This is a genomic window from Bradyrhizobium sp. F1.4.3 (assembly GCF_040548375.1).
GTDB lineage: Bacteria > Pseudomonadota > Alphaproteobacteria > Rhizobiales > Xanthobacteraceae > Bradyrhizobium.
On sequence record NZ_JBEPRN010000001.1, the window covers coordinates 68,448 to 92,043 of the forward strand.

A 23,596-nucleotide genomic window follows, 5' to 3' on the forward strand; every position below is an offset into this window, starting at 1 on the left:
CCTGAGCGGCAGGCGCATCCCATGGGTGTCTCCGAACCCTTCATCCGCCGTCCCATCGCGACCTCGCTGCTCGGCATTGCGCTGCTGATCGGCGGGCTGCTGGGCTATTTCGCGCTGCCGGTGTCTGCACTGCCGCAGGTCGATTTCCCGACCGTGCAGGTGACGACGCAGCTACCCGGCGCAAGCCCCGACGTGATCGCTTCGCTGATCACAGCGCCGCTCGAGCGGCAGCTCGGCCAGATCCCGTCGCTGTCGGCGATGAACTCGACGAGCTCGTTCGGCGTCAGCCAAATCTCGCTCCAGTTCGACCTCAACCGCGACATCGACGGCGCGACCCAGGACGTGCAGGCTGCGATCAACGCCGCGGCCGGCGTGCTGCCGAAGACGCTGCCTTATCCGCCGACCTACGCCAAGGTGAACCCGGCGGATGCGCCGGTGATGACGCTGGCGCTGCGCTCCGACACGATCTCGTTGCGGGCGATGAGCGACATCGCCGACACACTTCTCGCACAGCGGCTCAGCCAGATTTCCGGCGTCGGTCGCGTCTCCGTGCTCGGCGGGTTGAAGCCGGCCGTGCGCATCCAGGCCGACCTGGCGCGGCTGGCTGCTTATGGCATCGCCATGGAGGATCTTCGCGCCGCGATCTCCAACGCCAACGTCTCAGGGCCAAAGGGCTCGCTCGACGGTGCCCAGCAGTCCTACATCATCGCCGCCAACGACCAGATCGCCGCGGCCGACGCCTACCGGCCGATCATCATCGCCTATCGCAACGGTTCGCCGGTCACGATCGGCGACGTCGCGCAGATCGTCGACGGGCTGGAGAACGACCGCACCGGCGGCTGGTATCAGGGCACGCCGGCCGTCATCATCGACATCCAGCGCCAGCCCGGCGCCAATGTGATCGACGTCGTCAGCCAGATCCGGGCCGAGATCCCCAAGGTGCAGCGGGCGATTCCGGCCGGCGTGCACCTCACCATCGTCTCCGACCGCACCGTGACCATTCGCGCCTCCGTCCATGACGTGCAGTTCACGCTGATCCTCAGCGTGGTGCTGGTCACGCTGGTGGTGCTGCTGTTCCTGCGCTCGTTGCGCGCCACGCTGATCGCCGGCGTGGCGCTGCCGCTGTCGCTGATCACGAGCTTCGGCATCATGTATTTTGCCGGCTTCAGCCTCGACAACCTGTCGCTGATGGCGCTCACCATCGGCACCGGCTTCGTCGTCGACGATGCCATCGTCATGATCGAGAACATCGTCCGCCACATGGAGAATGGCGACAGTGCGATGGAAGCCTCGCTCAAGGGCGCCAGCGAAATCGGCTTCACCGTGATTTCGCTGACGGTGTCGCTGATCGCGGTGTTCATCCCGCTCTTGTTCATGTCCGGCCTGGTCGGACGCATGTTCCGCGAATTCGCGCTGACGCTGACGATCGCCGTCGTGACGTCGGCCGTGGTCTCGCTGACGCTGACGCCGATGATGTGCTCGCGCCTGCTCAAGCACGCCCATGAGGAGCTGGCGGTGCCGGGGCTGGCTGCGATCAGCCGCTTTATCGACCGTACCGTCGAATTCTATCACCGGACGCTGCTCTGGGTCTTGCAGCACCAGCGCGCCACGCTGGTCGTGACCTTCGCCACACTGGTTGCAACCCTGGTCCTCTATGTCGTCGCGCCAAAGGGCTTCCTGCCGCTCCAGGACACCGCCTCGATCACGGCGGTGACGGAGGCTGGGCCCGACGTATCGTTTGCGGAGATGCAGAAGCGGCAGGCTGACGCGGCCGACGCCATCAAGGCCGATCCCGACGTGACTGGCGTGGTCTCGGTCATCGGCGCGGGCTCGGTCAACCCGACCACCAATGTCGGCCGTCTCGTCATGACCCTGAAACCCCGCGGCGAGCGGCGCGACGATGTCAGCGCGGTCATCACCCGGCTGAAGGAGAAGGTGGCGGCCATCCCCGGCATGACCGTCTATTTCCAGCCGGTGCAGGACGTACAGATCTCGACCCAGTCGAGCCGTTCGCAATACCAGTACACGCTGACCGGCACCGACGCGACCCTGGTCTCCGAATGGTCGCGGAAGCTGGTTGACGAGATGCGGCGCGATCCTCTGTTCAGGGATGTGTCCTCGGAAGCGCAGGAGGGCGGCCTGCGGGCGCAGCTCGACGTCGACCGCACCCGGGCCGGCCAGCTCGGCGTCAGCCTCCAGGTCATTACTGACACGCTGAACGACGCCTTCGCGCAGCGCCAGATATCGACCATCTACGGCCAGGCCAACCAGTACCGCGTCGTGCTGGAGGCGCTGCCGATGTACCAGCGTGATCCCTCGATCCTGTCAAAGCTCTACCTGCCGGGCGGCGCGAGCAGCTCCACCGTCGGCGCACCCAACGCCCAGGTGCCGCTGTCGGCGGTGGCGACGCTGAAGCGCACCACGGCGCCGCTCGCGATCTCGCACCAGGCGCAATTCCCGGCGATCTCGCTCAGCTTCAATCTCGCACCGGGCGCAGCTCTCGGCGACGCGGTCGAGGCGGTCAAGACGATCGAGACCAACATCGGCATGCCGAACAGCATCGTCGGCGTCTATGCCGGCGACGCCGCCGAATTCGCCAAGGCGCTCGCGGGCCAGCCCTGGCTGCTGCTCGCCGCCGTGATCACGATCTACATCGTGCTGGGCGTGCTTTATGAGAGCTACATCCACCCCATCACGATTCTTTCGACCCTGCCCTCGGCCGGCGTCGGCGCCATCCTGGCGCTGATGCTGTGCGGTCAGGATCTCTCGGTGATCGGACTGATCGGCATCATCCTGTTGATGGGCATCGTCAAGAAGAACGCGATCATGATGATCGACTTCGCGCTGGAAGCCGAGCGCGGGCAGGGCATGCCAGCTCATGAGGCGATCGTGCAGGCCTGCCTGCTGCGCTTCCGCCCGATCATGATGACGACGCTGGCGGCGCTGTTCGGCGCGCTGCCACTCGCGATCGAGAGCGGCACCGGCGCCGAGCTGCGCTTTCCGCTCGGCATCTCCATCATCGGCGGCCTGCTGCTGAGCCAGCTCCTGACGCTCTACACCACGCCCGTGATCTATCTGGCGCTCGACCGCATCAATCGCCGCCTCGAGCGCGCGCTGCCGCCCGCCGAGCCCGGAGGCCCGCCTGTCGCCGGTGCGACCGAGGGGATGCAGTGATGGCATCGATCTCGGAGCCCTTCATCCGCCGTCCGGTTGCGACCACGCTGCTGTCGATCGGGCTGTTCCTGCTGGGAGGCGTCGCCTACGAGTTCCTGCCGGTCGCCTCGGTCCCGAATGTCGATTTTCCCGCCATCTTCGTCTCGGCGAGCCGCCCCGGTGCCGATCCTTCGGTGATGGCCGCGACCGTCGCGGCGCCCCTTGAACGGCGGCTCGGCGAGATCGCCGGCATTAACCAGATCACCTCGACGAGCTCCCTCGGCAACGCCAACATCCAGCTGCAGTTCGACATCGGCCGCAACATCGACAAGGCCGCGCGCGACGTGCAGGCTGCCATCAACGCCGCGCTGGTCGACCTGCCGAGCGACCTGCCGGCGCTGCCGCGCTTCCGCAAGGCCAACACAGCCGGCGCGCCCGTCTTCGTGCTGGCGCTGACCTCGAAAACGCTGTCCGCAAGCGCGATCTACGACGTCGCCGATACCGTGCTGGCGCAGCGCATCTCGCAGGTGCCGGGCGTCGGCGACGTTACGGTCAGCGGCGCGGATCAGCCCGCAGTACGGATCCAGCTCAACCCGGTGGCCCTGTCGAACGCCGGCATCGCCACCGACGACGTGCGCACCGCGATCGTCAACGCCAATCCGCTCGGCCCGGTCGGCATCTTCAACGGCGAGCGCCAGAGCGAGACGCTGTCGCTCAACCGGCAGATGCGCACGGCGAAAGAGTTCCGTGACATCGTCATCAAGAGCTCCAACGGCAATTTCGTGCGGCTCTCTGATGTCGCCGACATCGAGGACGGTGTCCGCAACGCGCGCTCGATCGCCTGGTTCAACAAGCAGCCGGCGGTGCTGATCCAGATCACCAAGCAGGGCGATGCCAACGTCATCGACACCGTCGACAGGGTCAAGGCGCTGATCCCCGCACTGAAGCAGTGGATCCCGGCCGGCGTCGACGTGTCCACTCTGGTCGATCGCACCAGCACGATCCGCGCCAGCGTGATGGACATGCAGTGGACGCTGCTTGCGACCGCCATCCTGGTGATGGTCGTGGTGTTCGTGTTCCTGCGTCGCCTCACGCCGACGATCGCGGCCGGCATTTCGGTGCCGCTGGCGCTGGCCGGCACCTGTGCCGGGATGTGGGTCGCTGGCTTCTCGATCGACAATCTGTCGCTGATGGCGCTGGCGATCTCGGTCGGATTCGTCGTCGACGACGCCATCGTGATGATCGAGAACATGTTCCGCAATCTCGAGCATGGCATGCGGCCATTCGAGGCGGCACTGGAGGGCGCCAAGCAGATCGGCTTCACCGTGGTCTCGATCAGCCTGTCGCTGATCGCGGCGTTCACACCGCTGATCTTCATGGACGGCATCGTCGGCCGCCTGCTGCGCGAATTCTCGTTGACGCTGACCTTCGCGATCGTGGTCTCGACCCTGGTGTCGCTGACGGTCACGCCGATGATCTGCGCCCAGTACATCCGGCAGACCACGTCGGGATCCGCAACCCTGTTCGACCGCGTCATCGAAGGCTCGCTGACGCGCATCGTCGCTTTCTACACCCGCACCTTGCGTACCGTGCTGGAATTTCCGCTGCTGACGCTGCTGGTGTTCTTCGCCACCATCGGCCTCACGGTGATGCTCTACATCAAGGTTCCCAAGGGTTATTTCCCGACGGATGATTCCGGCTTCGTCATCGGCGCGACGCGCGCTTCCGCCGACATCTCATTCCAGTCCATGCTCAGCCTGCAGCAGCGGCTCGCCGACATCGTGATGCAGGATCCAGCCGTGGCCGGCATCGGCTCGACGGTCGGTACCGGAGGCGGGCTGGGGCCGGCGACCTCGAATCGCGGCACCATGTTCATCAGCCTGAAGCCGCCGGAGGAGCGCGACCACATCTCGACGGAGGTCGTGATCGACCGTCTCAGGCGCGCCTTGTTCCCCGTGCCCGGCATCCGGCTCTTCATGTTTGCGGCCCAGGACGTGCGCGCCGGCGGTCGGCAGAGCGATTCCAATTACCAGTACACGCTCTCCAGCACCGATCTCGGCCTGCTGCAGCAATGGGCGCCGATCGTGGCCAAGCGCATGGAGACGGTGGAGGGCATCACCGACGTCTCCAGTGATCGCGATCCCGGCGGCCTCCAGCTTACGCTGAACATCGACCGCCAGAAGGCTGCGATGCTCGGCGTCAAGGTCCAGGATATCGACAATGCGCTCAACAACGCGTTCTCGCAGCGGCAGATCTCATACATCTACACCCAGCGCAACCAGTACGTGATCGTGCTGGAGATCGATCCGAAATTCCAGGTCGATCCCTCCAATCTCGATCGCATCTATGTCGCCGGCGCCAACGACACGCAGGTGCCGCTGTCGGCCGTGGTGCACGCGACGCGCGGGCTGGCCGCGCTCGCGGTTTATCATTCGCAGTCGTTCCCCTCGACCACGGTGTCGTTCAACCTGTTGCCGGACGTGCAGCTCCAGGCGGCGACGCAAAACATCCAGCGCGCGGTCGAGGAGCTGCATATGCCGGAAGGCATCCGCGGCAGCTTTGACGGCAATGCCGGCGATTTCGCCAAGACCAGCGGCCGTCAGCCACTGCTGATCCTCGGCGCGCTGGTGGCGATGTATATCGTGCTTGGCGTGCTTTATGAGAGCCTCGCCCATCCGCTCACGATCATCTCGACGCTGCCCTCGGCAGGTCTCGGCGCGCTCCTTGCGCTGCAAATCACCAATACGCCGCTGACGGTGATCGCCTTCGTCGGCATCATCCTGTTGATCGGCATCGTCAAGAAGAACGGCATCATGATGGTCGACTTCGCGCTCGACGCCGAGCGCCAGCGCGGCCTGTCTTCGGCGGAGGCGATCTTCGAGGCCTGCCAGGCGCGCTTCCGCCCGATCCTGATGACGACCATGGCGGCGCTGTTCGCCGGCATTCCTCTGGTCGTCGCGACCGGGCCCGGCACGGAGCTGCGGCGGCCGCTCGGCATCACCATCATCGGCGGCCTGTTCGTCTCACAGATCCTGACGCTCTATACGACGCCCGTGATCTACCTGCTGATCGACCGGCTACGGCGTCGCTCCGAGCCACGTGCGGTGCCTGCGCCGGCGGAATAGGTTGTTGCAGCGCCGCTTCGAGCGTATAGCGGCGGCATGTCGAACCCAGCTGAAACGACGGCCGTAGCGCCCGAGCCGATCCCCGAATGTCCGCACTGCCAGAAGCCGATGCCGCTGTGCATCTGCGACAGCGTCACGCCGATCGAGAACCGCCTTGGACTCCTGATCCTCCAGCATCCGCAGGAGCAGGACAGGGCGCTTGGTACCGCGCGGCTGACCGCGAAGCATTTCTCCAAGGCGACGTTGCGGGTTGGCCTGTCCTGGCCGAGCCTGTCGAAGGCGCTCGGGCATCCGGTCGAGAATGCCGCGCGCTGGGCCGTGCTCTATCTCGGCTCGGCGCGCGCGGCCGACCTCGAGGCCGAGGGCGAGATCCTCGCGCTCACGCGCAAGGGTGAGATCGCGGAGAACCAGCGCGCCATCCTGGGCAAGCTGGAGGGTGTGGTGCTGCTCGACGGTACCTGGAGCCAGGCCAAGGCGCTGTGGTGGCGCAATCCCTGGATGCTGAAATGCCAGCGCGTGATCCTCAACCCGGCGCGTCCGTCGCGCTACGGGCGCCTGCGCCGCGAGCCGCGGAAGGACGGGCTGTCGACCATCGAGGCCGCGGCGACGATCCTGGCCGGTCTGGAGCGGCGCCCCGACATCGCCGAGACGTTGAATGCGAGTTTTGAACGGCTGTTGACACGCTACCGCGAGGTTCAGGCCGAGATGCCGGAATTGGCTCCAAAGCCGGCGGTGAAGGACCGCCGGCGCGGTGTCCGGCGGAGCAAACGAGCCTAACTCCAGCTCCATCATCCGTACGGTTGATTGCCCCGCGAGGAGCCGGCGGATAGAGACCATCGGCCGGTGAGCCGCGATCTGCGATCTGTACCATGCTCGCAAATCCGGAAGGTAAAAAGGGCGGTCGAATTCAGAGCGCAGCGAAGGAGATCCTTGCCCAGGCGGCGCAGTTCGATCGTTGGGGCACGCTCGCCCTGATGGACATCTCGCTGCGCTACCGGCGTACCGTGATCGGCCCGCTCTGGATCACGCTGACGCTCGCGGCGACAATCGTGAGCGTCGGCACGGTCTATGCCACGCTGTTCAAGCAGGACATTGCCAGTTTCCTGCCGCCCTTTGCGCTCGGCCTGGTCGTCTGGACCCTGATCGCCACGACGCTCCAGGAGGGCTCAAACATCTTTGTCGCCTCCGGCCATCTGATCAAGGCGGCGCCGGCGCCGCTGATCGTGCACGTGCTGCAAATGATCGCGCGCAACGTCCTCATCTTCGTGCATCATCTCGTGATCGTCGTCCTGCTCTTCGTCGTGATGCCCTGGCCGCCGCACTGGAACATGGTGCTCGTCGTGCCCGGCTTCGCGATCCTGCTGGTCGTGCTCCTCGGCGGCTCGGTCGCGCTCGGCATGCTCTGCGCGCGCTTTCGCGACATCGGCTCGGCGATCGTCAGCGGCCTGCAGTTTGTCTTCTTCCTCACGCCGATCATCTGGACCGAGGACAGCGTGCGCGGCACCGCGTTCCATTGGCTGACACGGGTCAATCCGTTCGCAACGCTGCTCGATCTCGTGCGCAGGCCGCTGCTGTCGCAGCCGACCGACGCCGAGCAATGGCTGCTCGGGTTGGTCTATGCGATCGGCATGGCCGTCATCGGCCTCGGCTGCTACGCAAGATACCGCCGCCGCGTGGCGTATTGGTTGTGAGGCGTGAGATGAGCCCGGCTGCCCATATCGTGCTCCGCAACGTCTCGGTCAATTTTCCGGTGCTGTCGTTTCGCGACCGCTCGCTGCGCAGCCGGTTCGTTCGCGCCGTGACGCTGCGCCGGGACGCGCTGCGCCCGCACATCGTCAGCGCGTTGAACGACGTCAATCTCGATATCCGTGCGGGTGATCGCGTCGCCATCGTCGGCGCCAACGGCGCCGGCAAAACCACGCTGCTGAGAGTCCTGGCCGGGATCTATCATCCGACGGCAGGCAACATCGACGTGCTCGGCCGCTGCCTGTCGCTGTTCGACCTGTCGGCCGGCTTCGACGAGGAGGCTACCGGCTACGAGAACATCATGCGGCGCGGCCTCGTGATCGGCGCGCGGCGCACCGAAATCGACGCGCGGCGCGCGGAGATCGCCGAGTTCACCGAGCTTGGCGACCGGCTCGACCTGCCGCTGCGTACCTATTCCAGCGGCATGATGCTGCGCCTGATCTTCGCGGTCGCCACGGCCGTCGAAGGCGAGATCGTGCTGCTCGACGAATGGATCGGCGTCGGCGACCAGCAGTTCCGCAAGAAGGCGCGGTAGCGGCTCGATGAGATCGTGGCGCGTGCCGGCATTTTGGTGCTGGCCTCGCACGACGTCGATCTGATCAAGAGCACCTGCAACCGCGCGATCCTGCTGCGAGAGGGGCGGATCGTTGCCGCAGGCGCGATCGAGGAGATTCTGGGCCAATATCTCGGCGGCGCGGACGAGCCGAAAGCCTAGCTGCCCGGTCGGGGTTGCCTAAACCCATGATCCCCTATATTGCTCCGCCCTCGTTGGGGCCACGTGGCGGAGTGGTTACGCGCCGGTCTGCAAAACCTGCCAGCAAAATCGGCGCTCCATTCACAATCCCCTATAAAACAAGCCGTTTCCTGCATTCTCTAAAAGAAAAACTCCCCAGAGTGGGGAGTTTTGTGGGGACCTCATCCACCGGATCAGGCCGTTTTGCGTTCGCCGTGGGTATTCTGGCGTTGTTGGCCGGCCGTGACGTATTTGAGATATTCCTCGGTCTGCTTGATCGAAGAATGGCCTAGCCGCTGTTGCAGCTCATAGATGTTGCCGCCTTCGCGGAGCCACACGATGGCGTGCTTGTGCCGAAGGTGATGGAAGGTGAAGGGCCGGAACTCGATTCCGTTCTTCTTGGCCCATGCGGCGATGCGGTCTGTCTCGCGCTTGAAGACGGCGGCTGCGTCCTCAATCTGGTCCCCGATCGTGGTAGCCTCGCGCTTGCTATCCTTGCGGACCCTCTTGTCCTCGGTGCGCCAGAACAGCCACGGCTTGCCCGCAAAAGCCGGGAGCTTGGCGAACAGCTCATAGCCGCCCATCGGCTTGAGATCGATGACGCGGACCTTATTCCCTTTGTCGAGGACGGTGATCTCCTTGCGCTCATGGTTGATCCAGTCACGCTGCCCTCGGATAAGGGCGTCCTCGCGGATGCCAGTTTTGACAGCAGCTTGGACGAGCTGGGGCCACATGCCACGGGCGCGCTCGACAACGAGGGCGATATCCTCATCACGCGGCTCGACGATGGGATCGCGGCGTTCCTTGACCGTCTTGAGCCACGGCAGGACCGGATTGTTATCGCGGTACTCGTGGGCCACTGCATAGTTCATGACCGAGGAGAGGGCGCTCAGGTCGCGCTTGACCGTCGCCTTGGTCACGACCGCGCCGCGCTCGCGGACGATCTGGCCGACCAGCTTGCCGTCGATCTCGGATAGGCGCTTGTCTTCGACGAACCCGGCGATTTGGTTCAGCGAGACGCGATAGCGGATGAAGGTCTTCTTGCCGACCTGACCATCCCATTTATCGCCGGCCTTGCCGGTCATGAAGGCCTTCCACTCCGTCAGCACGTCAAAGAACGAGCGCGGGCCGCCGCCGTGATAGGTCTCGGCGATGACTTGCTTGCGCAGCTTCTCTACGGCAGCTTTAGCAACTCGCGGATCGTCAGTTTTGAGGCTGACCCTGATCGACTTCCCTTTGACCTGGAACTCCGAATAAAGGACGTTCCCGCGCCATTGCGTTCCGGGAGGTGCCTTCGGTTTGCGGCCTGCCATTGCTCTTCCTCTCGCTTACGAATGTAGCCCCTGAGCTTTTGCTCATCGAACGTCCACCGCCGCCCGAACTTCGCCGCGCCCGGTATTTCTCCAGCAAGCGCCATATCTTGAACGGTGCGGGCAGGGAGCCCTAGAATTTTTACTGCCTTCTCTGTCGTCACTCGTTCCGGGCTGTCAAGCACGGAAACAACGCTCTTACGCATGCTCCATACGGGGTCTAGCAATGCGGCTGCGCCGCAGGTTCGGTGACATCATGGCTTGCCCTTCGCCTTGGCCAATCCGAGATCGGCGGCGAGGACGCCAAGCATGTCGAGCGAGGCGTTGCTGCTGATCCGCAGGTCGATCTCGCTCAACATCTCGACGGGCGCCGGCTTGGCGCTCTCCATCTCGGTCATGAGATGTAACGCTCTCAGGGTGCCCAATGAACCCGGCCGAAGATATTGCTGTGCGACCTCGGGCGGCATCTTCTGGACATGCTGCTCCAGACGTTCCGGGACCTCTGGGGTCGGTTGCCGCTCCGGCACCAGATAGACGAGCGCGGCTTCGATTGCGCTGTGCAGCGCCATGCCCGTGAAGACATCCTCACGCCAGTTCTTGCCCGTGCGGGCCTCGATGTTCTCGGCGAGGTGGCCGACGATGAAGGCGAGGGCGCGGTTCCTCGGCTCGCCTGACGGCTTCGCAAGGTAGCTACGCAAGGCGATCTCGGCCTCCTGCGAAACTGACCTGCCATGTCTATCGGCGGCTTCCTGCAACGTCCGGCGCGTCTCAGCCGTGATCCGCGTCGAGAAGGCTGCGCCTTTTCCGCTGATCTCGCCCTTAGGCTTGCGTCCGCCACCCGGGGCGCGCCTCCGAACGACTGTCTTATTTGTCTTTGCCATGCCCGTATGTTGACATGAACGAAACAGGCTTGCAACCGCCCGAACGAAAACCTCTTCAATACCCGAATAGTTATCACCCATCAGCTTCGTCCCGGTGGGTTGACGAAATTTGAGAGCGCGGATACTTGGAGAATGATCGCTCAGGCGATCTTGCACTCGACGCGGCCCCGACATTGAGCGGTCAGCGCGTCAGCTCGCGATGAAGCGAACCGATCTCGGCCCGGACTGGGGGCCGGCTCAAGACGGTTCGCAAGGTGACGTGGATGTTCCCGTCACCTGTCATTGTGGAGCTACTATGGGCCGACAGATTCCCCCCGATGAAGTGCTGGCGCATCCAATGCGTCGCGCCGTGCTGGCGCACCTCATCCAGGCGGGCGGGAATTCGACCTCCGTTGTGACCAGCGCCCAACTCGGCATCCACCGCCAGTCGCTCGTCAAGCACGCCGCTTTGCTGATCCGTGGTGGCCATCTCTGGGTGTCGCTCGACGGACGCGGCAGCAGGCGGACCCTGACCCTGCACATCACCCGGCGCGGCCGGAACGCAATTGCCCGCGCAATCAATCCCACACCAATGATGGAGCTTTCACCGTGAAGAAAAACGCGCCGCCGTGGGCAAACACGGCAGCGCGCGGGAGTTCTGCAATCGCTAGTGAGAGCATTGCTATAAAGCCGAACACGGCGCCCGCGCAAGAGACACCAAGCCATCAGGTGGTGCGCAATGGTGCGCAACCCTCTGCGCCCATCGAAATCGCCCACATCGGCCGCGTTTGGAAGTCGGCCCGTGACAAGACGCGTTGTCTCCAGTTCGACATCAAGGAGTTCCGAGGCAACGCATACTTGGATTGCCGGGCGTTCGTGCTCGACGCGGACGGCCGGATGCAGCCGACCGATCAGCGCCTGACGATCGGGACCAAGCAGCTCGCCAAGCTCGCCGACATGATCGGCCGGTCCTATCGCAAGGCCTATGAGCTGGGTTTAACGGCGGGGTCGTCGTGACGTGCCCCGATCTCATCCCACTCTAGAGGACGTAAGGGCTCGGCGCCGACGTCGGCGCCGGAGTGGCGGCACGCCGAGGGCGTCGTTTCGCTGCGCCGAGCTGAACCGGGAGTTCACCGATCGGCACGGCGGCCTTGTTCTGTCCGAAGATGATGCCGGGCGCGAAGATGCCGAGATCATGCTGCATCACATCGCGCACCGCGCCAAGGCGCAGGCAGAGAGCATGACGAGCTGGCTCGATCTTCGCGCACCATGGCTCTGTGGCGAGCAACGTCAGGCCCTGATCGCCAAGGTGATGGCCAATCCCATCCGATACAAGGCCGACACGTTGGCCAGGAAGATCGGCCTGACGGCGGAACGCCGGGCTCACCTCCGCATCACCACCATTGGCGCCACCGACGAGACGGCCGAGCAGCGCAAGGCGAAACGGCGCGCCAAGGACATCGAGCGTAAGCGAGAGAAGCGGTTCGCCGCAGGATGCAAACCGAGGAGCGCGGCGTCCATGCCATGGGTCGCCGAGGGCATCAGTCGGGCCACGTATTTCCGCCGCCAAAAAGAGAAGGAACAAGAAGAGGCCCAAACGCGTGAGACTCGAACGGCGGCAGCATAATGTGAATTTGGCGTCGTTACCGTCAGTTGCGCTGACGAATGACGCATGGCGCGCACATCGATGAGACTCCAACGGCGGCAGCATAGTTACTTGGTATATGCTGCCGCCGTTCAAGTCTCACGGCTTGCTCAGTGCAGCGGGCGTGATGGTAGCCCGTCGCCCGCAAGGGCGCGAAGAGGGCGGACGTCACGACCGCCTCTGATGACGGGCTGTCGCAGGAACAGCAGCTCGGCCGAGATCAGCGCGTCGTCGCCACGCTCGCGCGCCGTTTAAGACGGCGCGTCATCTCGCAAGATCAGTGGTGAAGGAACCATCCCGGCGAGAGCGTCCTCGATCTCCACCACCACTATCGCGGCAGCATCTTCAACACTGGGGCTTGCCGGTGTATCGTCACAGCATGGCTCAGCTCCGAAACCAGCGTCACGAACTCTTCGCCAACCTCATCGTGCAGGCGCCCAAGAGCGGCATGTCAAATACGGCATGCTATCTCGCCTGCGGCTACAACGCCGAAGGCAACGCCGCCGAGGTCGCAGCATCGCGGCTGCTAAGTTCCGATAAGATCAGACAGCGCATCGCCGAACTTACGGCGCCCATCGTGAAGAAAACGCGGACGACGGTGGACACGCTCGCGGCTCAGCTCGACGAGGTCTTCGCTGGCGCTGCCGTTGACAAGCAGTGGGGCGCGGCCGGCTCGGCCGCCGCATTGAAGGCCAAGCTGCTCGGCTTCATGCGCGACAAGCTCGAAGTCGGCGCGCCTGGTTCCTTTGACGACCTTCATACGGTCGAGGAGGTCGCCGACCGCATGATTGAGGATTCAAGTTCGCCTGCGGCTGTGCTTGAAGTGCTCGATGCGATGCGGCGTCTTGTCGAGCAGCGCGCGGCCGGTGCCGCGCTCAACGTCACGCCGACGCGATGGCTATCGATGTCCGAGCGGCGTCACCGTTCCGGATAGGCCTAATCCGCGTTGACTGCATCCATCCTGCCTGTTACATATCAAGCAACGCACGTTGACTGGTGTGTAACGGAGCGGCGCAATGGCATCTTTCGGCAAGCATGTGGCCTATTACCGGTTCTCAACGGCGCGGCAAGGCAAGAGCGGCCTTGGTCTTGAGGCGCAGCGCGCGGCAGTCGCCACCTACCTGAACGGCGGCGAGTGGCAGATCGTCGGCGAGTTCACCGAAGTCGAGAGTGGCAAGCGCGCCGATCGGCCGGAGCTGGACAAAGCCTTGGCCGCAGCGCGGCTGCACCGCTGCCCCTTGGTCGTGTCCAAGGTCGATCGACTCACGCGCTCGGTGGCATTCCTCTCCCGCCTGCTTGAGGCTGGCGTTGATGTTCGGTTCGCCGATCTTCCCCAGATCGAAGGCGCGACCGGCCGCTTTCTGCTCCAGCAGATGGTCGCTGTTGCCGAGCTTGAGGCCGGCATGATCAGCAAGCGCACGAAGGACGCCTTGAAGGCGGCGAAGCGTCGTGGCGTTGCCCTCGGTGGTGATCGCGGCGTGATCCCAACGGCGAAGGTCCGTGCCAAGGCCATAGCGGCGATTGAGGAGCGCGCGGCATCGAGGGCGGCCGATATCGCGCCGACGATCGCCGAGCTACAGGCGGCCGGCAAAACGTCACTGCGGGCCATCGCAGCGGGACTGAACGAGAAGGGCATTCCGACAGCTCGCGGCGAAGGCGAATGGACTGCGACGCAGGTGATGCGGCTTCTTGAGCGGTTGCCGGCGACGTCATAGGCCGATCTCGGCCCGGGTCGCCGGCCGCGCTACTTTCTGCCCCTCCCCGGGAGGGGAGCCCGTACTCCCCCCGGCCCACCTTCCACCGACGCCGCCTTGAATAAATCTCATCCCACACTCCGACGTTCCCGCATCCAATTTTTCAGAAAAAATTCGCAGCCGCCACGAGAGAGGCCCCATGTCCGCAGAACCGCCGCTCGCTCCAGAAAAACCGCCGACAGAAAATGATGGTTACTTTCGGCAATTCCCGAAGATCGAGTTGTTCCACCCGAACGTTCGCAGCGCGTCGAAGTGGTTCTTGGACTTCTTGCGGAACATCGCTGTCGTTGCCGTGATCAACGCGTTCGCGTTCAAGGAACCGGGCTTTACAAACCTCAAGGTTGTCGCGGTTCTCGGCGATGTCGCGCTATTCGCCTTCCTGTTCAGCTACGTCAGGGTTTTGCCCCTCCCACTTCCGCATGGTGTAGCGCGCTCCAACGTTGGGGCGTGGATATGGGCCGCACTGAGCGCAAGCCTATTCTGTGGTACGATTTATCTCCTGACAGGTGCCCTAGCCGAAGTCGTGGCTCAGCTAACAGCGATCCAAAGGTCTAAGCCTTGAGACTGCGGGCTCGTTGGCCCACCAGATCGCGCCGCGTGGCGCGTAGGCCACCGTCCGGACAGCGGGCAGCCTGATGGCCCTCTGTGTGGCTGGCGGCTAGGTCTCGTGGCAACCTAGATTGGACAAGGCGAGACGCGAGATGACCCAGCGACGCAAGCGGCGTGCCGGCCCCACAGCCACAGAATTGCGGCTCAAGGCGATCCACGAGGGCGACAAGTCGCTCGCGATCATGCTTGCCCCGATCTTCACTGCGATCATCAACCTGATCGCTCTCGCTTGGGTTTTGGCGATGATGGTGGCTGTCCCTCGCGGAGCAGAGGCTGTGCCCCTTCTGCTCATCGCATTCTTTCCGATTGTCCTGCTCTGGTTCTTGGCGCGGGGCCTTCGGCGGATGGCCAACGGATATCGCAGGGAGCGCGAAGGCAAGGCTCAGTAGTCCGCCAGATCGCGCCGGCTAGGCGCCTGCCGCGTGGCCCGAGCTGGAGGGCCACCATACAGCGGCGGTGTGGACGACCGCTGTAGCGCCTCCGTAGACCCGGGGATCGCGAGACAACGCTAGACATGATTTGTTCGGATCACTGAGGTGGAGGAACCACGACATGCGGCTCTGGCCTCAGCTCACTCATGGCGGTCTCAACGATCTGCCTCCGCTCATCGAGCGGATGAGGAGCAAGCATGACCTTCATTGCGTCGATCTTGTCGCGAACGGTCTTTGTCAGACAAGCGGCTGTCTGCTTGGCGGCCTCTGCCTTTTGCAGCGCATTGGGATCGTCAGTCATGCGACCCTCTCCGATGCGGACACAACCTTCTGGAGCGACGCAGGCAAGTCTCTATGGTGAAACTTCATCTGCTCACTATCACCCTTGACGCTGCCTGCGTGATTGCCTTTTTCGGAACACAACAAGTGATAGTGCGATCTCGGCTGGCCAAAGCTGAACGACCATATGCCATCGTCGCCGCGCCGCCATACCAAGTCAGCATTGAAGGCCTTTAGGCCGACAATGTGGCCGGAGCATTTCTTGCCCCTCGCATAAGCGAAGGGGCACGGGATGCGAGCGGCTGTGGTCCTCGCGCCAGTTCTTGCCGTCGCCCGTTCCGCGACGGGATCGGCTGCCTTTCTGGAGGCCGCGATCCATGCAGGTTCGTTGTCTACCTTTTGCGGATTGCCGATGGCTTGTTGCTCTTCGGTCGCCATGTTCGCCCGCCTCCTCCAAGTAGTTTTGTAAGCCAAGCTGACGGTGGCAGCGACTGTTGCGCGCGCCAAGGCAAATATTTTTCGCTAGTTCTCCAGTCGCGAGAATTGTTTCTCTTGCCAACACCTACGGTTAAACAACGGCGAGTTGATTTCCGTTTTAAAGTTCTACTAGTGGAGAGGTTCCGGCGCTGTTTGCCTACGGGTATATCGCGTGAAGGCAATTGGCGGACTCTATGAGCTGACTTGAGAAGAATATTGCGGTAGTGCGCGGCGAAGCTCTGGCAGCGACATGACGCGAGCGTCGGCAATCACGCGACGGGCCTTCTCAAGGTGCTCAGTTTCAATGTTCAGTTGCCGCGTGCGGCTTATTTCGCAATAGCGCAGTAAGTTGCCCGATCGGACAGTCTATTGCGCAGATTTATCGAGGAGCCGTGCAAAATACTCTTTTGTTCGCTTGGACGATTCCTCTGCTGCTTTCGGATTTCCGCCCATTTTGTGCCTCTTCACGCCCCCTCCAACGCTCCAACCGCTAACCTCGGTGACACCCTGTGTTCGGTCAAACCCGTGGTACGCTCCTGAGTAGAACACCATGTCTACCGGAGCGGCCTTCTTTAGCTCTTCATTGGCCTGCAATTCGCGGCACCGTGAAGCCGGCGTCCAGTTATCCTCTTCTCCTATTTGCACGAGGAGAGGAACATCGACTTTGACGTCAAGTTTGGGGTCGCAATACGGATAATACGCTACTGCTGCTCGCACGCCGAATAGCTTGAGTTGGTACTTCACCTGTACTGCCTTCATGATTGTCCAGGCGCCGTGTGAAAAGCCGAGAAGACCGATCCGATCTTTCGCGACGTATGGAAGCTTGCGCAGATACTCGGCTGTTCCATAGATGTCGGAAACTCGCATCTCGGGAGTGACAGCGGTGGTTTCCTTGCAAATGTTGCCGAAACCACGTGAGCCAAAGCTATCGACGACGACCGCCACGTAGCCCCACGACACCAGCCGCTCAGCCCAAAGCTCGTGGTGAGCATCATGACCACCGCAACCATGCAAGACGATAATCGCCGGGGAAGGGCCGTTTTCTTGAGGTCGATATATTTCGGCGCGGACAGTCACCGGCTGGATCATGGCGCCCGGCAACACCACGTTCGGGTAGCGAACGTTGTCCCTAGCGAGCGCGGGCTGAGTTATTCCGATAAAAGCACAGGAGAGGCACGCCATAGCCACGATAGGCTTAATTCTGATCTGCATCGTCATTCCTATTCCTAGCGAAGTGCCAATTCATCCTGTCTAAGTTGTATTAGCAGGAAAGCTGCGGATGTAATCGCAATTGCATTGTGGGTCGAAAACCGCAGTCGGCCCCGGAGCGATACGACTGCTGCTCTACCTCTCGCTCCAGACATGTCGCTACGGTGCGCTAGCCAACGCGATGGACCAGACGGGGACGTTGGAGCGCGCTTCTTGCGCAAGTAGGGGCGCCCTGCTTTCGCGACCATTAAGAGACTCTTAACTTGTGTCTGTAATTCTACGGGAGTTTTATTTTTATATCCGATATTTTCCATGCGCCTCGTCGCTACGCGACAATATTCGTTCATCTCCGTTCAAACGCTTACCGAAAGTCAGGCGTGCGACAGCCTTTTCAGAGTCGCCGAGAACGAGTTCATGTTGCACATGAATTCCAACGATGTATCCGAAGAAGAGCGGCTGGTTTGGTTGGATACTAGAGCAGCTCTGCTGTGGATCAATCAATCGAGTGACGATTATGGACTGAATTGGGAGTGATCTCTCGTGGTCGAAACCCGAATTGCGCCCCGCTATCGCGTCTCGAAGCCGGCGCAGATTGAGTATGGCGGCGATAAGATCGCCTGTGTCATCCGTGATCTCTCTATCACGGGTGCCGCTCTACAGCTTTCCGATCGCAGCGCAATAATTCCTACCGCATTCACGTTGATCATGCTTGAGGACAACCTGAAGCTGACCTGCCGGGTGGTCTGGCGAGCTGCTTTCAAGATCGGAGTAGCATTCGACTAGCGTCATGAGGGACCGCTCATGGCACAGCCTCGGCCATTGGCGAGGCGCGCACCTTTTCCGGCCGCGCTGGCGCATGCACTCGCTCAAGGAGCTGGAACAAATCGGCTTCGCTCTGGATCGCCGCCTCAAGCGCAGCGCGAGCCAGAACCATGCAATCGACGCTGCGGCATTCGCGGATCGCATGTGACGCTCGGCGGATAGCTTCCTGTCCCCAATGGACAGGCCGGGCATACGCTCTCGGGTGCGGCTTGAAGGTTGACCTCTTCGGTCCCTGCTTCTGAGGAGCCGTTAGGCGTCGCCAGTGCTTGACGATCGTGTTGGGATGGTTGGCGCGCCTGCGCTGCACGTCTGTCAGGCCGTCGCGCCATGAATCGATCTCGGCCTGATGCTCAACGCAGTGGATCGCCCCACGTCGCTCTTGGCTGTCGACGTCAGCAAGGCCGTTCTCGTCTAGCCAGACACGCATCAGTTTCTGATAGGCCGGGCCGTAGGGCGTGTTGACGCCGGCCTTGGCTATGCATTCTTGGCGACCGGCGATCAGGGCTCGGCCGATCGCCAGCCAGTCGTCAAACGTCGGCTTGTCGCGATCCTTGATGCGCTGCCATGCGGCTTGGGCCTCGATGATCGTCGCGTCGCTCATCATCCAATACCGGCCTGCAATACGGTCGCGGTGACTGATCCACCCGTCGAGTTGTTCGTCAGCCGCCATGCTGCAATGGGCTGCAAGACCGCGCCCACGGCGTTGCCGGAGCCGCCTGAGATCGTTCCGACCTGCGACGACGCGAAGATCGTCGGGCCAGCCGAAGACGGATAAACGCCGGACGGATCGTCCATCGTGACGTCGAGCTGCCACGTCGAGGAGAGCGAAGCGACGCGCACAGCGAAACCGACGTTGATCGGAGTCGCATGCCAATTCAGCACCTGCCAAGGCGATGAGCCGCTTGAAGAAATGGTGACGTAACGGGGCTGCATGTTGTTAAGTTCACCTGACGCTATTGTTCAGAACAACTGACGGTTACTTAGTCGATTGAACTTATTACTCAATTTGGATAGTATCCCGACAGTATTCCGAACACAACGGGGGAGCTTCACCATGATGTTCTGGACCGATCTCGATCGCGCTTACGACGAAGTCCACGACGCGCGCGCCGCCGTCGACAAAGCCCAGTGCGACTATTCCAAGGGCGGGAGCACCGTCGCGGTCAACGCGGCGAACCGACGTCTCGCGGATGCACACGCGCGGCTCCGTGAGATCAATGGCGTTCGCGATACGCGCTGACAGGATGCTGACGAGAGAGTGTCGGGACGTTGCCCGGCTCTTCTCCCCCGTAATGCAGGGATAATCACCATGGCACGGCCCCGACGTTTCCCGGTCATCTTCGAATTCTGCGGCCCCGAGGAGCATGACGCCGCGTTCAATGCATTGGCGGCGAATGGGCTATTCACGAAGTCCGATTTGTACCGAATGGCATTCGATCAATTCCTGCGACAGCAAGGCGCACTGCCGCTGCGAATGAAAGCTCCAGAGCGCGATCGTGCTGCCTGATCCTGTCACATCTGCAAAAGGAACCATCAATGGCTGACATTCGAGAAGTGCATCGCCGTAGCGTTCACGGCATTCAGGTCGCAATCGAGGAGGCGAGCATCGCTTACCGCCAGGCCGAAATTTACAATGACGTCGACGGCATGGCCTATGCGGCCCAACAGATGGCTGGCCTGCGGGCTTCGGCCCGCGAACTCGACATGATGGCCCGCGAGACTTACGCGGCGCAGCCGCGTGACGTGAACCGCTTTGGACTCAACAAGGATGAGGTCGAGGTGGCGAATACGCATCCCGACTCATCCATGACGCGGGACCAAAAGCAGGAACTCTATGCGCGCAATAAGCAGCGCTACCATCACATGCGCCAGACGGGCGAGTACCGCGACGATCAGGGCTCAGTGCGGAGGTAACGATGTTTGGTCGGACCACGAATGACATCAGCGAAACTCTGATGAAGATGCACGACGAAGCGCGGATCGACTGCAAGCACAATCAGACCGCAATCGCGCAGCGCATGGCGGAATGGATGGCGGCGGATCGCCGGTTCGATGAATTCCCTGACAAGGTGAAGCTGGCTCGCGACGCCATGGACGCGCGCACTCATGGCCGCGTCCTGAACCTCGTCGAGCCGGTACGAAGCAACGCCAACTCGTATGTCGGACATGTCGTCCGGCAGGTCTAGGAGATCAACAATGTCGAGAATGAGAGTGGAACGATGTAGGGAATACGCCAACCCGCGCCGTCGAGAGAATTGGGACGGGGAATCCACGGCTGACAACATCTCGCGTTGGAGCAAGAGAGCAGCCGAAAATTCGACTTTGGCGCCTCGGGCGAAGGGCGGCGAGATGCGTCTTCCAGAGACGGGCGGCGATGTCGCCTTGCATGACACCGAGGCGAAGCCGCGCCGTGATGCCGGTGCAGATGCCCGCGCGAAGGCCAAGGCCGACACCAACACCGATGGCGGCTCCAGTTTCATGAAGAGCATTCGGCGGAAAGCTTGATGGCGACCAAGCGAAAATATGCCCCGCCGAAGTATCGAGACGGCGGGCGCGTTCCGCTTTCCGCTGATAGCGTTCTGACGGAGAGCGAACAGCAGCCGATGGCAGTGAGCGCGGATGCACCGCCGCAGCCATCGGCTGCTGACGATCCCATGATGCGGGCGGTTGAATTGCAGCGCCAAGCCGAGGCGCTGCAACATCGGCGTGTGCAGGAGCCGCTGACCGTGGAGCAGTACGTCGACAGCCTGCCGAACCTGAATGAGCACAAGCGGACATTCCTCAGGTCAAACCCTGAGATGTTGAACGGCGAACAGCGCGAGTTGATGTCGCAGGCCTATATCGAAGCGATGCAAGCCGGCATGCGTGATGACACGCCGGAGTTGGATCGCTGGCTGGTTGAGACCGTCCGGTCCGAAATGAACTCGCGCCGCACGCGCCTTGCCGATGCTGCACGCGCCGCTACCACGGTTCAGCCGCAGCGGCCTGAACTCACCGTCGAGCGCGAAGTCGAGCGGCTGGACGCTGAGGTCGCTGCTCACAGGGCCATGGACCACGCCAACGCGTCAACGCCTGCGACTCTGGCAGGGCAATTGCCGCCGACAGAACCGACGCCTCGCGCACCGCGCATGCCCATGACAGCTCCTGTATCGCGTGACGTGCCTACGGCGTCCGGACGGCGGCGGGCCTCGCCGTCGCAGATCACGTTGTCGCCGGAAGAGCGACTTATCGCCCGCAACAGTTTCAGCGCCCCGGGCATGACCGACGATGAAAGGGAGCGGCTCTATGCAACCAACAAGGCGCGGTTGCAGCGGGAACGCGCCGAAGGTCGGTATCCAGAAAGAGAACGAAATTGATGCGCTTCCATCCCGTCGATGAGGTCGACGCGCTCGTCGCTGCCCGGGTCTGGTGCTTCGAGGACAACGCCATGCCGTTTACCTCTGATCTCGGGCCTAGACAGACGGTCGCCGAGATCGTCGAGGAGGTTCGGCTGTTCTATGGCGAACGGGCTGCGCGCTCCTTACGGCTGACGGTTCATTGATGGCCATCCCAACGCGCCAGGATCACGCGCTCGCCGAGCTTGAGAACCTGCACAGCGTCACTATGGTTCGCTGCCGGGCCTTCATCCACGCCGGGCAACGCCGGGACGCGGCGAGCATCAAGCAGGCCTTGCAGGCCTACTGCGACGCCCTTGTCGCCTTCGTGAATGAGGCGGCGGACCGATGAGCCACTGGTATCCCTCGGGGAAGACGGAGCGGCAGGTCAAGGACCGCAAGGATCGCTCAGAGCGCTTTCGCGACATGGTTGCCTTTGTGACTGATCGCGGCGGATGGGTGACATCCAGCCCCGGCGCGTCAGAGATCACCATTGACTGCCTACCGTCGTCGACATTGCCGACCGAACTCGCCAAGGCGGGTCACAAGATTGAGCAGATCGGCGACGGCGAGCGCATCATTCCCGGGACGATCGTCGAGAACTTCACGACCGGACTTGACGGCGAATTGGTGCCGCTTCCGGAGGGATCGACCGAGCCCGTGACGATGACCCTGCGCCACACCGGCATCATTGCCGTCAAGCGCTACGCCTTACCACCACTTGGAGATGTCCAACAATGACTACCGCGACGCAGGCGGCGGAGTAGCCACCAGAGTTCGGCGGCCATAGCTCAGGCGTAAGCGGTCTATCCGGCGCCGCCGTAGCGCCTCGCTCGCAAGAGCGGGGCGCTTTACTTGCTCTATTTGTAGACTGGCGCTAACGCTGCCTCTAGGGCTGCGTTTAGGGGAATACGGTGAGCAAGGCTCGCGAGTTTATCGATTTCTGGGTCGAGAATAGTATCCACGCTGCCGAGCAGTACCGGACTGCCGGCGCGTCGCAGGATGTGGCGGAACTCACCCGGCGTCTAGTAGAGGCTGCCAATGGGCAGGGTATCTCCGAAGCAGACTTGAGCGCTGAGATCGGCGACATCGCCGCCTATATCGAAGAGCTTCTGACAGCGGCCAACAAGGCTGAAAGCGAACGTCGTAAGTCTACTTAGGCCTTGTCCAACCTGTGGACATCGCCCGGCTCCAAGTTTAGCTCCTCAAGCGTTCGCTGTTGCTCAGATGTCGGCGCGATATCCAATAGTTCTGCGGTTGAACCTTCCGGGGCGGCGGCGAGGACCAATGTCAGCGCCTGGCTTGGTTTTGCTGCCGCAATCCAAATCTGTGTTTCACCGTCGTCGGCCGTCACCTCAACGACGGTAAATGAGTTGCCAAATGATTCGGCCATTTCGTTCAATGCGGCAACTAGCGCCGGGTTTCTGTTTCGCAGGCGCCGCCCGCCTCAACGCCTCTCTTGGGCTCTTGGGCGGAGAGGCGGCCCCGGCTGGGGGGCATGCGGGGACAGGCCGGGGCCGCTCCACCAGCTCGGCGGGGAGTAGGCGAGAAATAAACTAACGAGCCGCGACTGCGGTTCCTCCGGGGGCATCGGCGAACGTCGGCTTAGGGGGGCGACAACCCGCTCCAGCGAAAGTTGGAGCGGGCTATTTGCCACGGCTCTTCCGGTATTTATACGGACTCCCATTTTCGGAACGGTGTGTTCTACTGGAGGAACACTTGAGCGAGATTTGAGCACCAAAAGCTATTGGACTGGATGGGCCGCAGTGGGGCTGGACCGCACTGCGGCTTTTCCGTTTATGGCGGCCGAGCGACCAGGTCATCCGCACTTGTGGTTCTTGGCATGCAGCGTCGTTCGGTCTCCCGTGATCTGCTCGACGTAGTCGTCGATCGCATCAATCAGTGGCCGCACGTGTCCGAGGGTCCTGCTCTTGATGAGGTAGCTGCGGAGCCGGTCCAGCTCGACGAGCTCGGCCTTGGCCGCCTCAGCCCGAGCTTCTTCCGCGTGCCGGCGCTCGCGTTCTTCATGCCAAGCTTTCGCAGCAGCCCGGTTCTCTGCCTTCGTCATG

At 62.6% G+C, this 23,596-nt stretch carries 32 protein-coding genes and 2 pseudogenes; 23 read left to right on the forward strand and 11 right to left on the reverse strand.

Annotation, left to right across the window (positions count from 1 at the left end; all coding sequences use genetic code 11):
- The first annotated feature begins 21 nt into the window (after positions 1–21).
- The 5 genes and pseudogenes from ABIB73_RS00395 (at position 22) to ABIB73_RS00415 (ending at position 8,739) form a co-directional block, all read left to right on the forward strand.
- A complete protein-coding gene (locus tag ABIB73_RS00395) occupies positions 22–3,174 on the forward strand; it encodes an efflux RND transporter permease subunit (protein WP_354220334.1) in 3,153 nt (1,050 codons plus the stop codon).
- On the forward strand, positions 3,174–6,278 hold the full coding sequence (locus ABIB73_RS00400) for an efflux RND transporter permease subunit (RefSeq protein ID WP_354220336.1): 3,105 nt from the start codon (positions 3,174–3,176) through the stop codon (positions 6,276–6,278). Before ABIB73_RS00395 ends, ABIB73_RS00400 begins: the two co-directional genes overlap by 1 nt.
- A gap of 36 nt (positions 6,279–6,314) precedes the next feature.
- Positions 6,315–7,055, forward strand: coding sequence for a tRNA-uridine aminocarboxypropyltransferase (locus ABIB73_RS00405; protein WP_354220338.1), 741 nt, complete (start codon positions 6,315–6,317; stop codon positions 7,053–7,055).
- A 92-nt stretch (positions 7,056–7,147) separates the two neighbouring features.
- Positions 7,148–7,969 (forward strand): ABC transporter permease, encoded by an 822-nt coding sequence (locus ABIB73_RS00410; RefSeq protein ID WP_502918377.1) that lies wholly within the window; start codon positions 7,148–7,150, stop codon positions 7,967–7,969.
- An 8-nt stretch (positions 7,970–7,977) separates the two neighbouring features.
- Positions 7,978–8,739: pseudogene (locus ABIB73_RS00415) on the forward strand (ABC transporter ATP-binding protein).
- Between the two features lie 212 nt (positions 8,740–8,951).
- Here the strand turns inward: ABIB73_RS00415 and ABIB73_RS00420 are convergent.
- The 3 genes and pseudogenes from ABIB73_RS00420 to ABIB73_RS00430 form a co-directional block, all read right to left on the reverse strand.
- Positions 8,952–10,070 carry a tyrosine-type recombinase/integrase gene (locus ABIB73_RS00420; protein WP_354220340.1) on the reverse strand — a complete coding sequence of 373 codons (1,119 nt, stop codon included), beginning with the start codon at positions 10,068–10,070 and terminating at the stop codon, positions 8,952–8,954.
- Positions 10,071–10,093: 23 nt separating this feature from the next.
- Positions 10,094–10,273 (reverse strand): annotated as a pseudogene (locus tag ABIB73_RS00425) (helix-turn-helix domain-containing protein); the annotation flags it as partial.
- A 48-nt stretch (positions 10,274–10,321) separates the two neighbouring features.
- Positions 10,322–11,104, reverse strand: coding sequence for a hypothetical protein (locus ABIB73_RS00430; protein WP_354220342.1), 783 nt, complete (start codon positions 11,102–11,104; stop codon positions 10,322–10,324).
- Positions 11,105–11,243: 139 nt separating this feature from the next.
- On the opposite strand from ABIB73_RS00430, the gene ABIB73_RS00435 reads away from it, so the two are divergent.
- Entirely contained in the window at positions 11,244–11,540 is a 297-nt protein-coding gene (locus ABIB73_RS00435; protein WP_354220344.1) for a hypothetical protein, read from the forward strand.
- On the forward strand, positions 11,537–11,944 hold the full coding sequence (locus tag ABIB73_RS00440; RefSeq protein WP_354220346.1) for a hypothetical protein: 408 nt from the start codon (positions 11,537–11,539) through the stop codon (positions 11,942–11,944). Before ABIB73_RS00435 ends, ABIB73_RS00440 begins: the two co-directional genes overlap by 4 nt.
- Before the next feature lie 22 nt (positions 11,945–11,966).
- Here the strand turns inward: ABIB73_RS00440 and ABIB73_RS00445 are convergent, their stop codons facing one another.
- Positions 11,967–12,131: a hypothetical protein gene (locus ABIB73_RS00445; protein ID WP_354220348.1), complete on the reverse strand. Its 165-nt coding sequence runs from the start codon at positions 12,129–12,131 to the stop codon at positions 11,967–11,969.
- On the opposite strand from ABIB73_RS00445, the gene ABIB73_RS00450 reads away from it, so the two are divergent.
- The 5 genes from ABIB73_RS00450 (at position 12,123) to ABIB73_RS00470 (ending at position 15,324) form a co-directional block, all read left to right on the forward strand.
- Positions 12,123–12,554 carry a hypothetical protein gene (locus ABIB73_RS00450; protein WP_354220350.1) on the forward strand — a complete coding sequence of 144 codons (432 nt, stop codon included), beginning with the start codon at positions 12,123–12,125 and terminating at the stop codon, positions 12,552–12,554. The two genes, ABIB73_RS00445 and ABIB73_RS00450, sit on opposite strands and share 9 nt — an antisense overlap.
- Positions 12,555–12,852: 298 nt before the next feature.
- On the forward strand, positions 12,853–13,506 hold the full coding sequence (locus ABIB73_RS00455) for a terminase small subunit (RefSeq protein ID WP_354220352.1): 654 nt from the start codon (positions 12,853–12,855) through the stop codon (positions 13,504–13,506).
- An 82-nt stretch (positions 13,507–13,588) separates the two neighbouring features.
- Positions 13,589–14,287, forward strand: coding sequence for a recombinase family protein (locus tag ABIB73_RS00460; RefSeq protein ID WP_354220354.1), 699 nt, complete (start codon positions 13,589–13,591; stop codon positions 14,285–14,287).
- Between the two features lie 178 nt (positions 14,288–14,465).
- Positions 14,466–14,888, forward strand: coding sequence for a hypothetical protein (locus ABIB73_RS00465; protein ID WP_354220356.1), 423 nt, complete (start codon positions 14,466–14,468; stop codon positions 14,886–14,888).
- Positions 14,889–15,027: 139 nt separating this feature from the next.
- Complete coding sequence (locus tag ABIB73_RS00470) at positions 15,028–15,324, forward strand: hypothetical protein (RefSeq protein ID WP_354220358.1); 297 nt, start codon at positions 15,028–15,030, stop codon at positions 15,322–15,324.
- 139 nt (positions 15,325–15,463) lie between these two features.
- Here the strand turns inward: ABIB73_RS00470 and ABIB73_RS00475 are convergent, their stop codons facing one another.
- From ABIB73_RS00475 to ABIB73_RS00485, 3 genes are all read right to left on the reverse strand, one after another.
- A complete protein-coding gene (locus ABIB73_RS00475; RefSeq protein WP_354220360.1) occupies positions 15,464–15,667 on the reverse strand; it encodes a hypothetical protein in 204 nt (67 codons plus the stop codon).
- Entirely contained in the window at positions 15,664–16,083 is a 420-nt protein-coding gene (locus ABIB73_RS00480) for a hypothetical protein (protein WP_354220362.1), read from the reverse strand. Before ABIB73_RS00480 ends, ABIB73_RS00475 begins: the two co-directional genes overlap by 4 nt.
- Before the next feature lie 405 nt (positions 16,084–16,488).
- Positions 16,489–17,340 (reverse strand): dienelactone hydrolase family protein, encoded by an 852-nt coding sequence (locus tag ABIB73_RS00485; RefSeq protein WP_354220364.1) that lies wholly within the window; start codon positions 17,338–17,340, stop codon positions 16,489–16,491.
- Between the two features lie 531 nt (positions 17,341–17,871).
- Here ABIB73_RS00485 and ABIB73_RS00490 point away from each other — a divergent pair.
- Positions 17,872–18,114 (forward strand): PilZ domain-containing protein, encoded by a 243-nt coding sequence (locus tag ABIB73_RS00490; RefSeq protein WP_354220366.1) that lies wholly within the window; start codon positions 17,872–17,874, stop codon positions 18,112–18,114.
- Between the two features lie 16 nt (positions 18,115–18,130).
- On the opposite strand, the gene ABIB73_RS00495 is transcribed toward ABIB73_RS00490, so the two are convergent.
- Both ABIB73_RS00495 and ABIB73_RS00500 read right to left on the reverse strand, forming a co-directional pair.
- Positions 18,131–18,754: a hypothetical protein gene (locus ABIB73_RS00495; protein WP_354220368.1), complete on the reverse strand. Its 624-nt coding sequence runs from the start codon at positions 18,752–18,754 to the stop codon at positions 18,131–18,133.
- Positions 18,754–19,086: a hypothetical protein gene (locus tag ABIB73_RS00500; RefSeq protein WP_354220370.1), complete on the reverse strand. Its 333-nt coding sequence runs from the start codon at positions 19,084–19,086 to the stop codon at positions 18,754–18,756. The genes ABIB73_RS00495 and ABIB73_RS00500 overlap by 1 nt, the downstream gene beginning before the upstream one ends.
- A 121-nt stretch (positions 19,087–19,207) precedes the next feature.
- On the opposite strand from ABIB73_RS00500, the gene ABIB73_RS00505 reads away from it, so the two are divergent.
- The 10 genes from ABIB73_RS00505 (at position 19,208) to ABIB73_RS00550 (ending at position 22,687) form a co-directional block, all read left to right on the forward strand.
- Positions 19,208–19,393, forward strand: coding sequence for a hypothetical protein (locus ABIB73_RS00505; protein WP_354220372.1), 186 nt, complete (start codon positions 19,208–19,210; stop codon positions 19,391–19,393).
- 69 nt (positions 19,394–19,462) lie between these two features.
- On the forward strand, positions 19,463–19,660 hold the full coding sequence (locus ABIB73_RS00510; protein WP_354220374.1) for a hypothetical protein: 198 nt from the start codon (positions 19,463–19,465) through the stop codon (positions 19,658–19,660).
- Positions 19,661–19,689: 29 nt separating this feature from the next.
- Complete coding sequence (locus ABIB73_RS00515) at positions 19,690–20,067, forward strand: hypothetical protein (RefSeq protein WP_354220376.1); 378 nt, start codon at positions 19,690–19,692, stop codon at positions 20,065–20,067.
- A gap of 41 nt (positions 20,068–20,108) precedes the next feature.
- A complete protein-coding gene (locus ABIB73_RS00520; RefSeq protein ID WP_354220378.1) occupies positions 20,109–20,339 on the forward strand; it encodes a hypothetical protein in 231 nt (76 codons plus the stop codon).
- Between the two features lie 163 nt (positions 20,340–20,502).
- Positions 20,503–20,658, forward strand: a complete 156-nt coding sequence (locus ABIB73_RS00525; RefSeq protein WP_354220380.1) for a hypothetical protein — start codon at positions 20,503–20,505, stop codon at positions 20,656–20,658.
- Entirely contained in the window at positions 20,658–21,509 is an 852-nt protein-coding gene (locus ABIB73_RS00530) for a hypothetical protein (RefSeq protein WP_354220382.1), read from the forward strand. The genes ABIB73_RS00525 and ABIB73_RS00530 overlap by 1 nt, the downstream gene beginning before the upstream one ends.
- Positions 21,509–21,694: a hypothetical protein gene (locus ABIB73_RS00535; protein ID WP_354220384.1), complete on the forward strand. Its 186-nt coding sequence runs from the start codon at positions 21,509–21,511 to the stop codon at positions 21,692–21,694. The genes ABIB73_RS00530 and ABIB73_RS00535 overlap by 1 nt, the downstream gene beginning before the upstream one ends.
- Positions 21,694–21,879, forward strand: coding sequence for a hypothetical protein (locus tag ABIB73_RS00540; RefSeq protein WP_354220386.1), 186 nt, complete (start codon positions 21,694–21,696; stop codon positions 21,877–21,879). Before ABIB73_RS00535 ends, ABIB73_RS00540 begins: the two co-directional genes overlap by 1 nt.
- Complete coding sequence (locus tag ABIB73_RS00545; RefSeq protein ID WP_354220388.1) at positions 21,876–22,268, forward strand: hypothetical protein; 393 nt, start codon at positions 21,876–21,878, stop codon at positions 22,266–22,268. Before ABIB73_RS00540 ends, ABIB73_RS00545 begins: the two co-directional genes overlap by 4 nt.
- Before the next feature lie 173 nt (positions 22,269–22,441).
- Positions 22,442–22,687, forward strand: coding sequence for a hypothetical protein (locus ABIB73_RS00550; protein ID WP_354220390.1), 246 nt, complete (start codon positions 22,442–22,444; stop codon positions 22,685–22,687).
- On the opposite strand, the gene ABIB73_RS00555 is transcribed toward ABIB73_RS00550, so the two are convergent.
- Both ABIB73_RS00555 and ABIB73_RS00560 read right to left on the reverse strand, forming a co-directional pair.
- The gene (locus ABIB73_RS00555) at positions 22,684–22,920 is read right to left on the reverse strand and encodes a hypothetical protein (RefSeq protein ID WP_354220392.1); all 237 of its coding nucleotides are present in this window, start codon (positions 22,918–22,920) and stop codon (positions 22,684–22,686) included. The genes ABIB73_RS00550 and ABIB73_RS00555 overlap by 4 nt on opposite strands.
- Before the next feature lie 426 nt (positions 22,921–23,346).
- Entirely contained in the window at positions 23,347–23,595 is a 249-nt protein-coding gene (locus ABIB73_RS00560) for a hypothetical protein (RefSeq protein WP_354220394.1), read from the reverse strand.
- Position 23,596: the final 1 nt, after the last annotated feature.

Excerpts from the sequence above, each read along its gene's own strand:
- ABIB73_RS00395 (WP_354220334.1), top strand. The coding sequence starts at position 22 with ATGGGTGTCTCCGAACCCTTCATCCGCCGTCCCATCGCGACCTCGCTG.
- ABIB73_RS00400 (WP_354220336.1), top strand. The coding sequence starts at position 3,174 with ATGGCATCGATCTCGGAGCCCTTCATCCGCCGTCCGGTTGCGACCACG.
- ABIB73_RS00405 (WP_354220338.1), top strand. The coding sequence starts at position 6,315 with ATGTCGAACCCAGCTGAAACGACGGCCGTAGCGCCCGAGCCGATCCCC.
- ABIB73_RS00410 (WP_502918377.1), top strand. The coding sequence starts at position 7,148 with ATGCTCGCAAATCCGGAAGGTAAAAAGGGCGGTCGAATTCAGAGCGCA.
- ABIB73_RS00420 (WP_354220340.1), bottom strand. The coding sequence starts at position 10,070 with ATGGCAGGCCGCAAACCGAAGGCACCTCCCGGAACGCAATGGCGCGGG.
- ABIB73_RS00435 (WP_354220344.1), top strand. The coding sequence starts at position 11,244 with ATGGGCCGACAGATTCCCCCCGATGAAGTGCTGGCGCATCCAATGCGT.
- ABIB73_RS00450 (WP_354220350.1), top strand. The coding sequence starts at position 12,123 with ATGCTGCATCACATCGCGCACCGCGCCAAGGCGCAGGCAGAGAGCATG.
- ABIB73_RS00445 (WP_354220348.1), bottom strand. The coding sequence starts at position 12,131 with ATGCAGCATGATCTCGGCATCTTCGCGCCCGGCATCATCTTCGGACAG.
- ABIB73_RS00460 (WP_354220354.1), top strand. The coding sequence starts at position 13,589 with ATGGCATCTTTCGGCAAGCATGTGGCCTATTACCGGTTCTCAACGGCG.
- ABIB73_RS00465 (WP_354220356.1), top strand. The coding sequence starts at position 14,466 with ATGTCCGCAGAACCGCCGCTCGCTCCAGAAAAACCGCCGACAGAAAAT.
- ABIB73_RS00470 (WP_354220358.1), top strand. The coding sequence starts at position 15,028 with ATGACCCAGCGACGCAAGCGGCGTGCCGGCCCCACAGCCACAGAATTG.
- ABIB73_RS00475 (WP_354220360.1), bottom strand. The coding sequence starts at position 15,667 with ATGACTGACGATCCCAATGCGCTGCAAAAGGCAGAGGCCGCCAAGCAG.
- ABIB73_RS00480 (WP_354220362.1), bottom strand. The coding sequence starts at position 16,083 with ATGGCGACCGAAGAGCAACAAGCCATCGGCAATCCGCAAAAGGTAGAC.
- ABIB73_RS00485 (WP_354220364.1), bottom strand. The coding sequence starts at position 17,340 with ATGACGATGCAGATCAGAATTAAGCCTATCGTGGCTATGGCGTGCCTC.
- ABIB73_RS00495 (WP_354220368.1), bottom strand. The coding sequence starts at position 18,754 with ATGAGCGACGCGACGATCATCGAGGCCCAAGCCGCATGGCAGCGCATC.
- ABIB73_RS00500 (WP_354220370.1), bottom strand. The coding sequence starts at position 19,086 with ATGCAGCCCCGTTACGTCACCATTTCTTCAAGCGGCTCATCGCCTTGG.
- ABIB73_RS00505 (WP_354220372.1), top strand. The coding sequence starts at position 19,208 with ATGATGTTCTGGACCGATCTCGATCGCGCTTACGACGAAGTCCACGAC.
- ABIB73_RS00510 (WP_354220374.1), top strand. The coding sequence starts at position 19,463 with ATGGCACGGCCCCGACGTTTCCCGGTCATCTTCGAATTCTGCGGCCCC.
- ABIB73_RS00515 (WP_354220376.1), top strand. The coding sequence starts at position 19,690 with ATGGCTGACATTCGAGAAGTGCATCGCCGTAGCGTTCACGGCATTCAG.
- ABIB73_RS00520 (WP_354220378.1), top strand. The coding sequence starts at position 20,109 with ATGAAGATGCACGACGAAGCGCGGATCGACTGCAAGCACAATCAGACC.
- ABIB73_RS00525 (WP_354220380.1), top strand. The coding sequence starts at position 20,503 with ATGCGTCTTCCAGAGACGGGCGGCGATGTCGCCTTGCATGACACCGAG.
- ABIB73_RS00530 (WP_354220382.1), top strand. The coding sequence starts at position 20,658 with ATGGCGACCAAGCGAAAATATGCCCCGCCGAAGTATCGAGACGGCGGG.
- ABIB73_RS00535 (WP_354220384.1), top strand. The coding sequence starts at position 21,509 with ATGCGCTTCCATCCCGTCGATGAGGTCGACGCGCTCGTCGCTGCCCGG.
- ABIB73_RS00540 (WP_354220386.1), top strand. The coding sequence starts at position 21,694 with ATGGCCATCCCAACGCGCCAGGATCACGCGCTCGCCGAGCTTGAGAAC.
- ABIB73_RS00545 (WP_354220388.1), top strand. The coding sequence starts at position 21,876 with ATGAGCCACTGGTATCCCTCGGGGAAGACGGAGCGGCAGGTCAAGGAC.
- ABIB73_RS00555 (WP_354220392.1), bottom strand. The coding sequence starts at position 22,920 with ATGGCCGAATCATTTGGCAACTCATTTACCGTCGTTGAGGTGACGGCC.
- ABIB73_RS00560 (WP_354220394.1), bottom strand. The coding sequence starts at position 23,595 with ATGACGAAGGCAGAGAACCGGGCTGCTGCGAAAGCTTGGCATGAAGAA.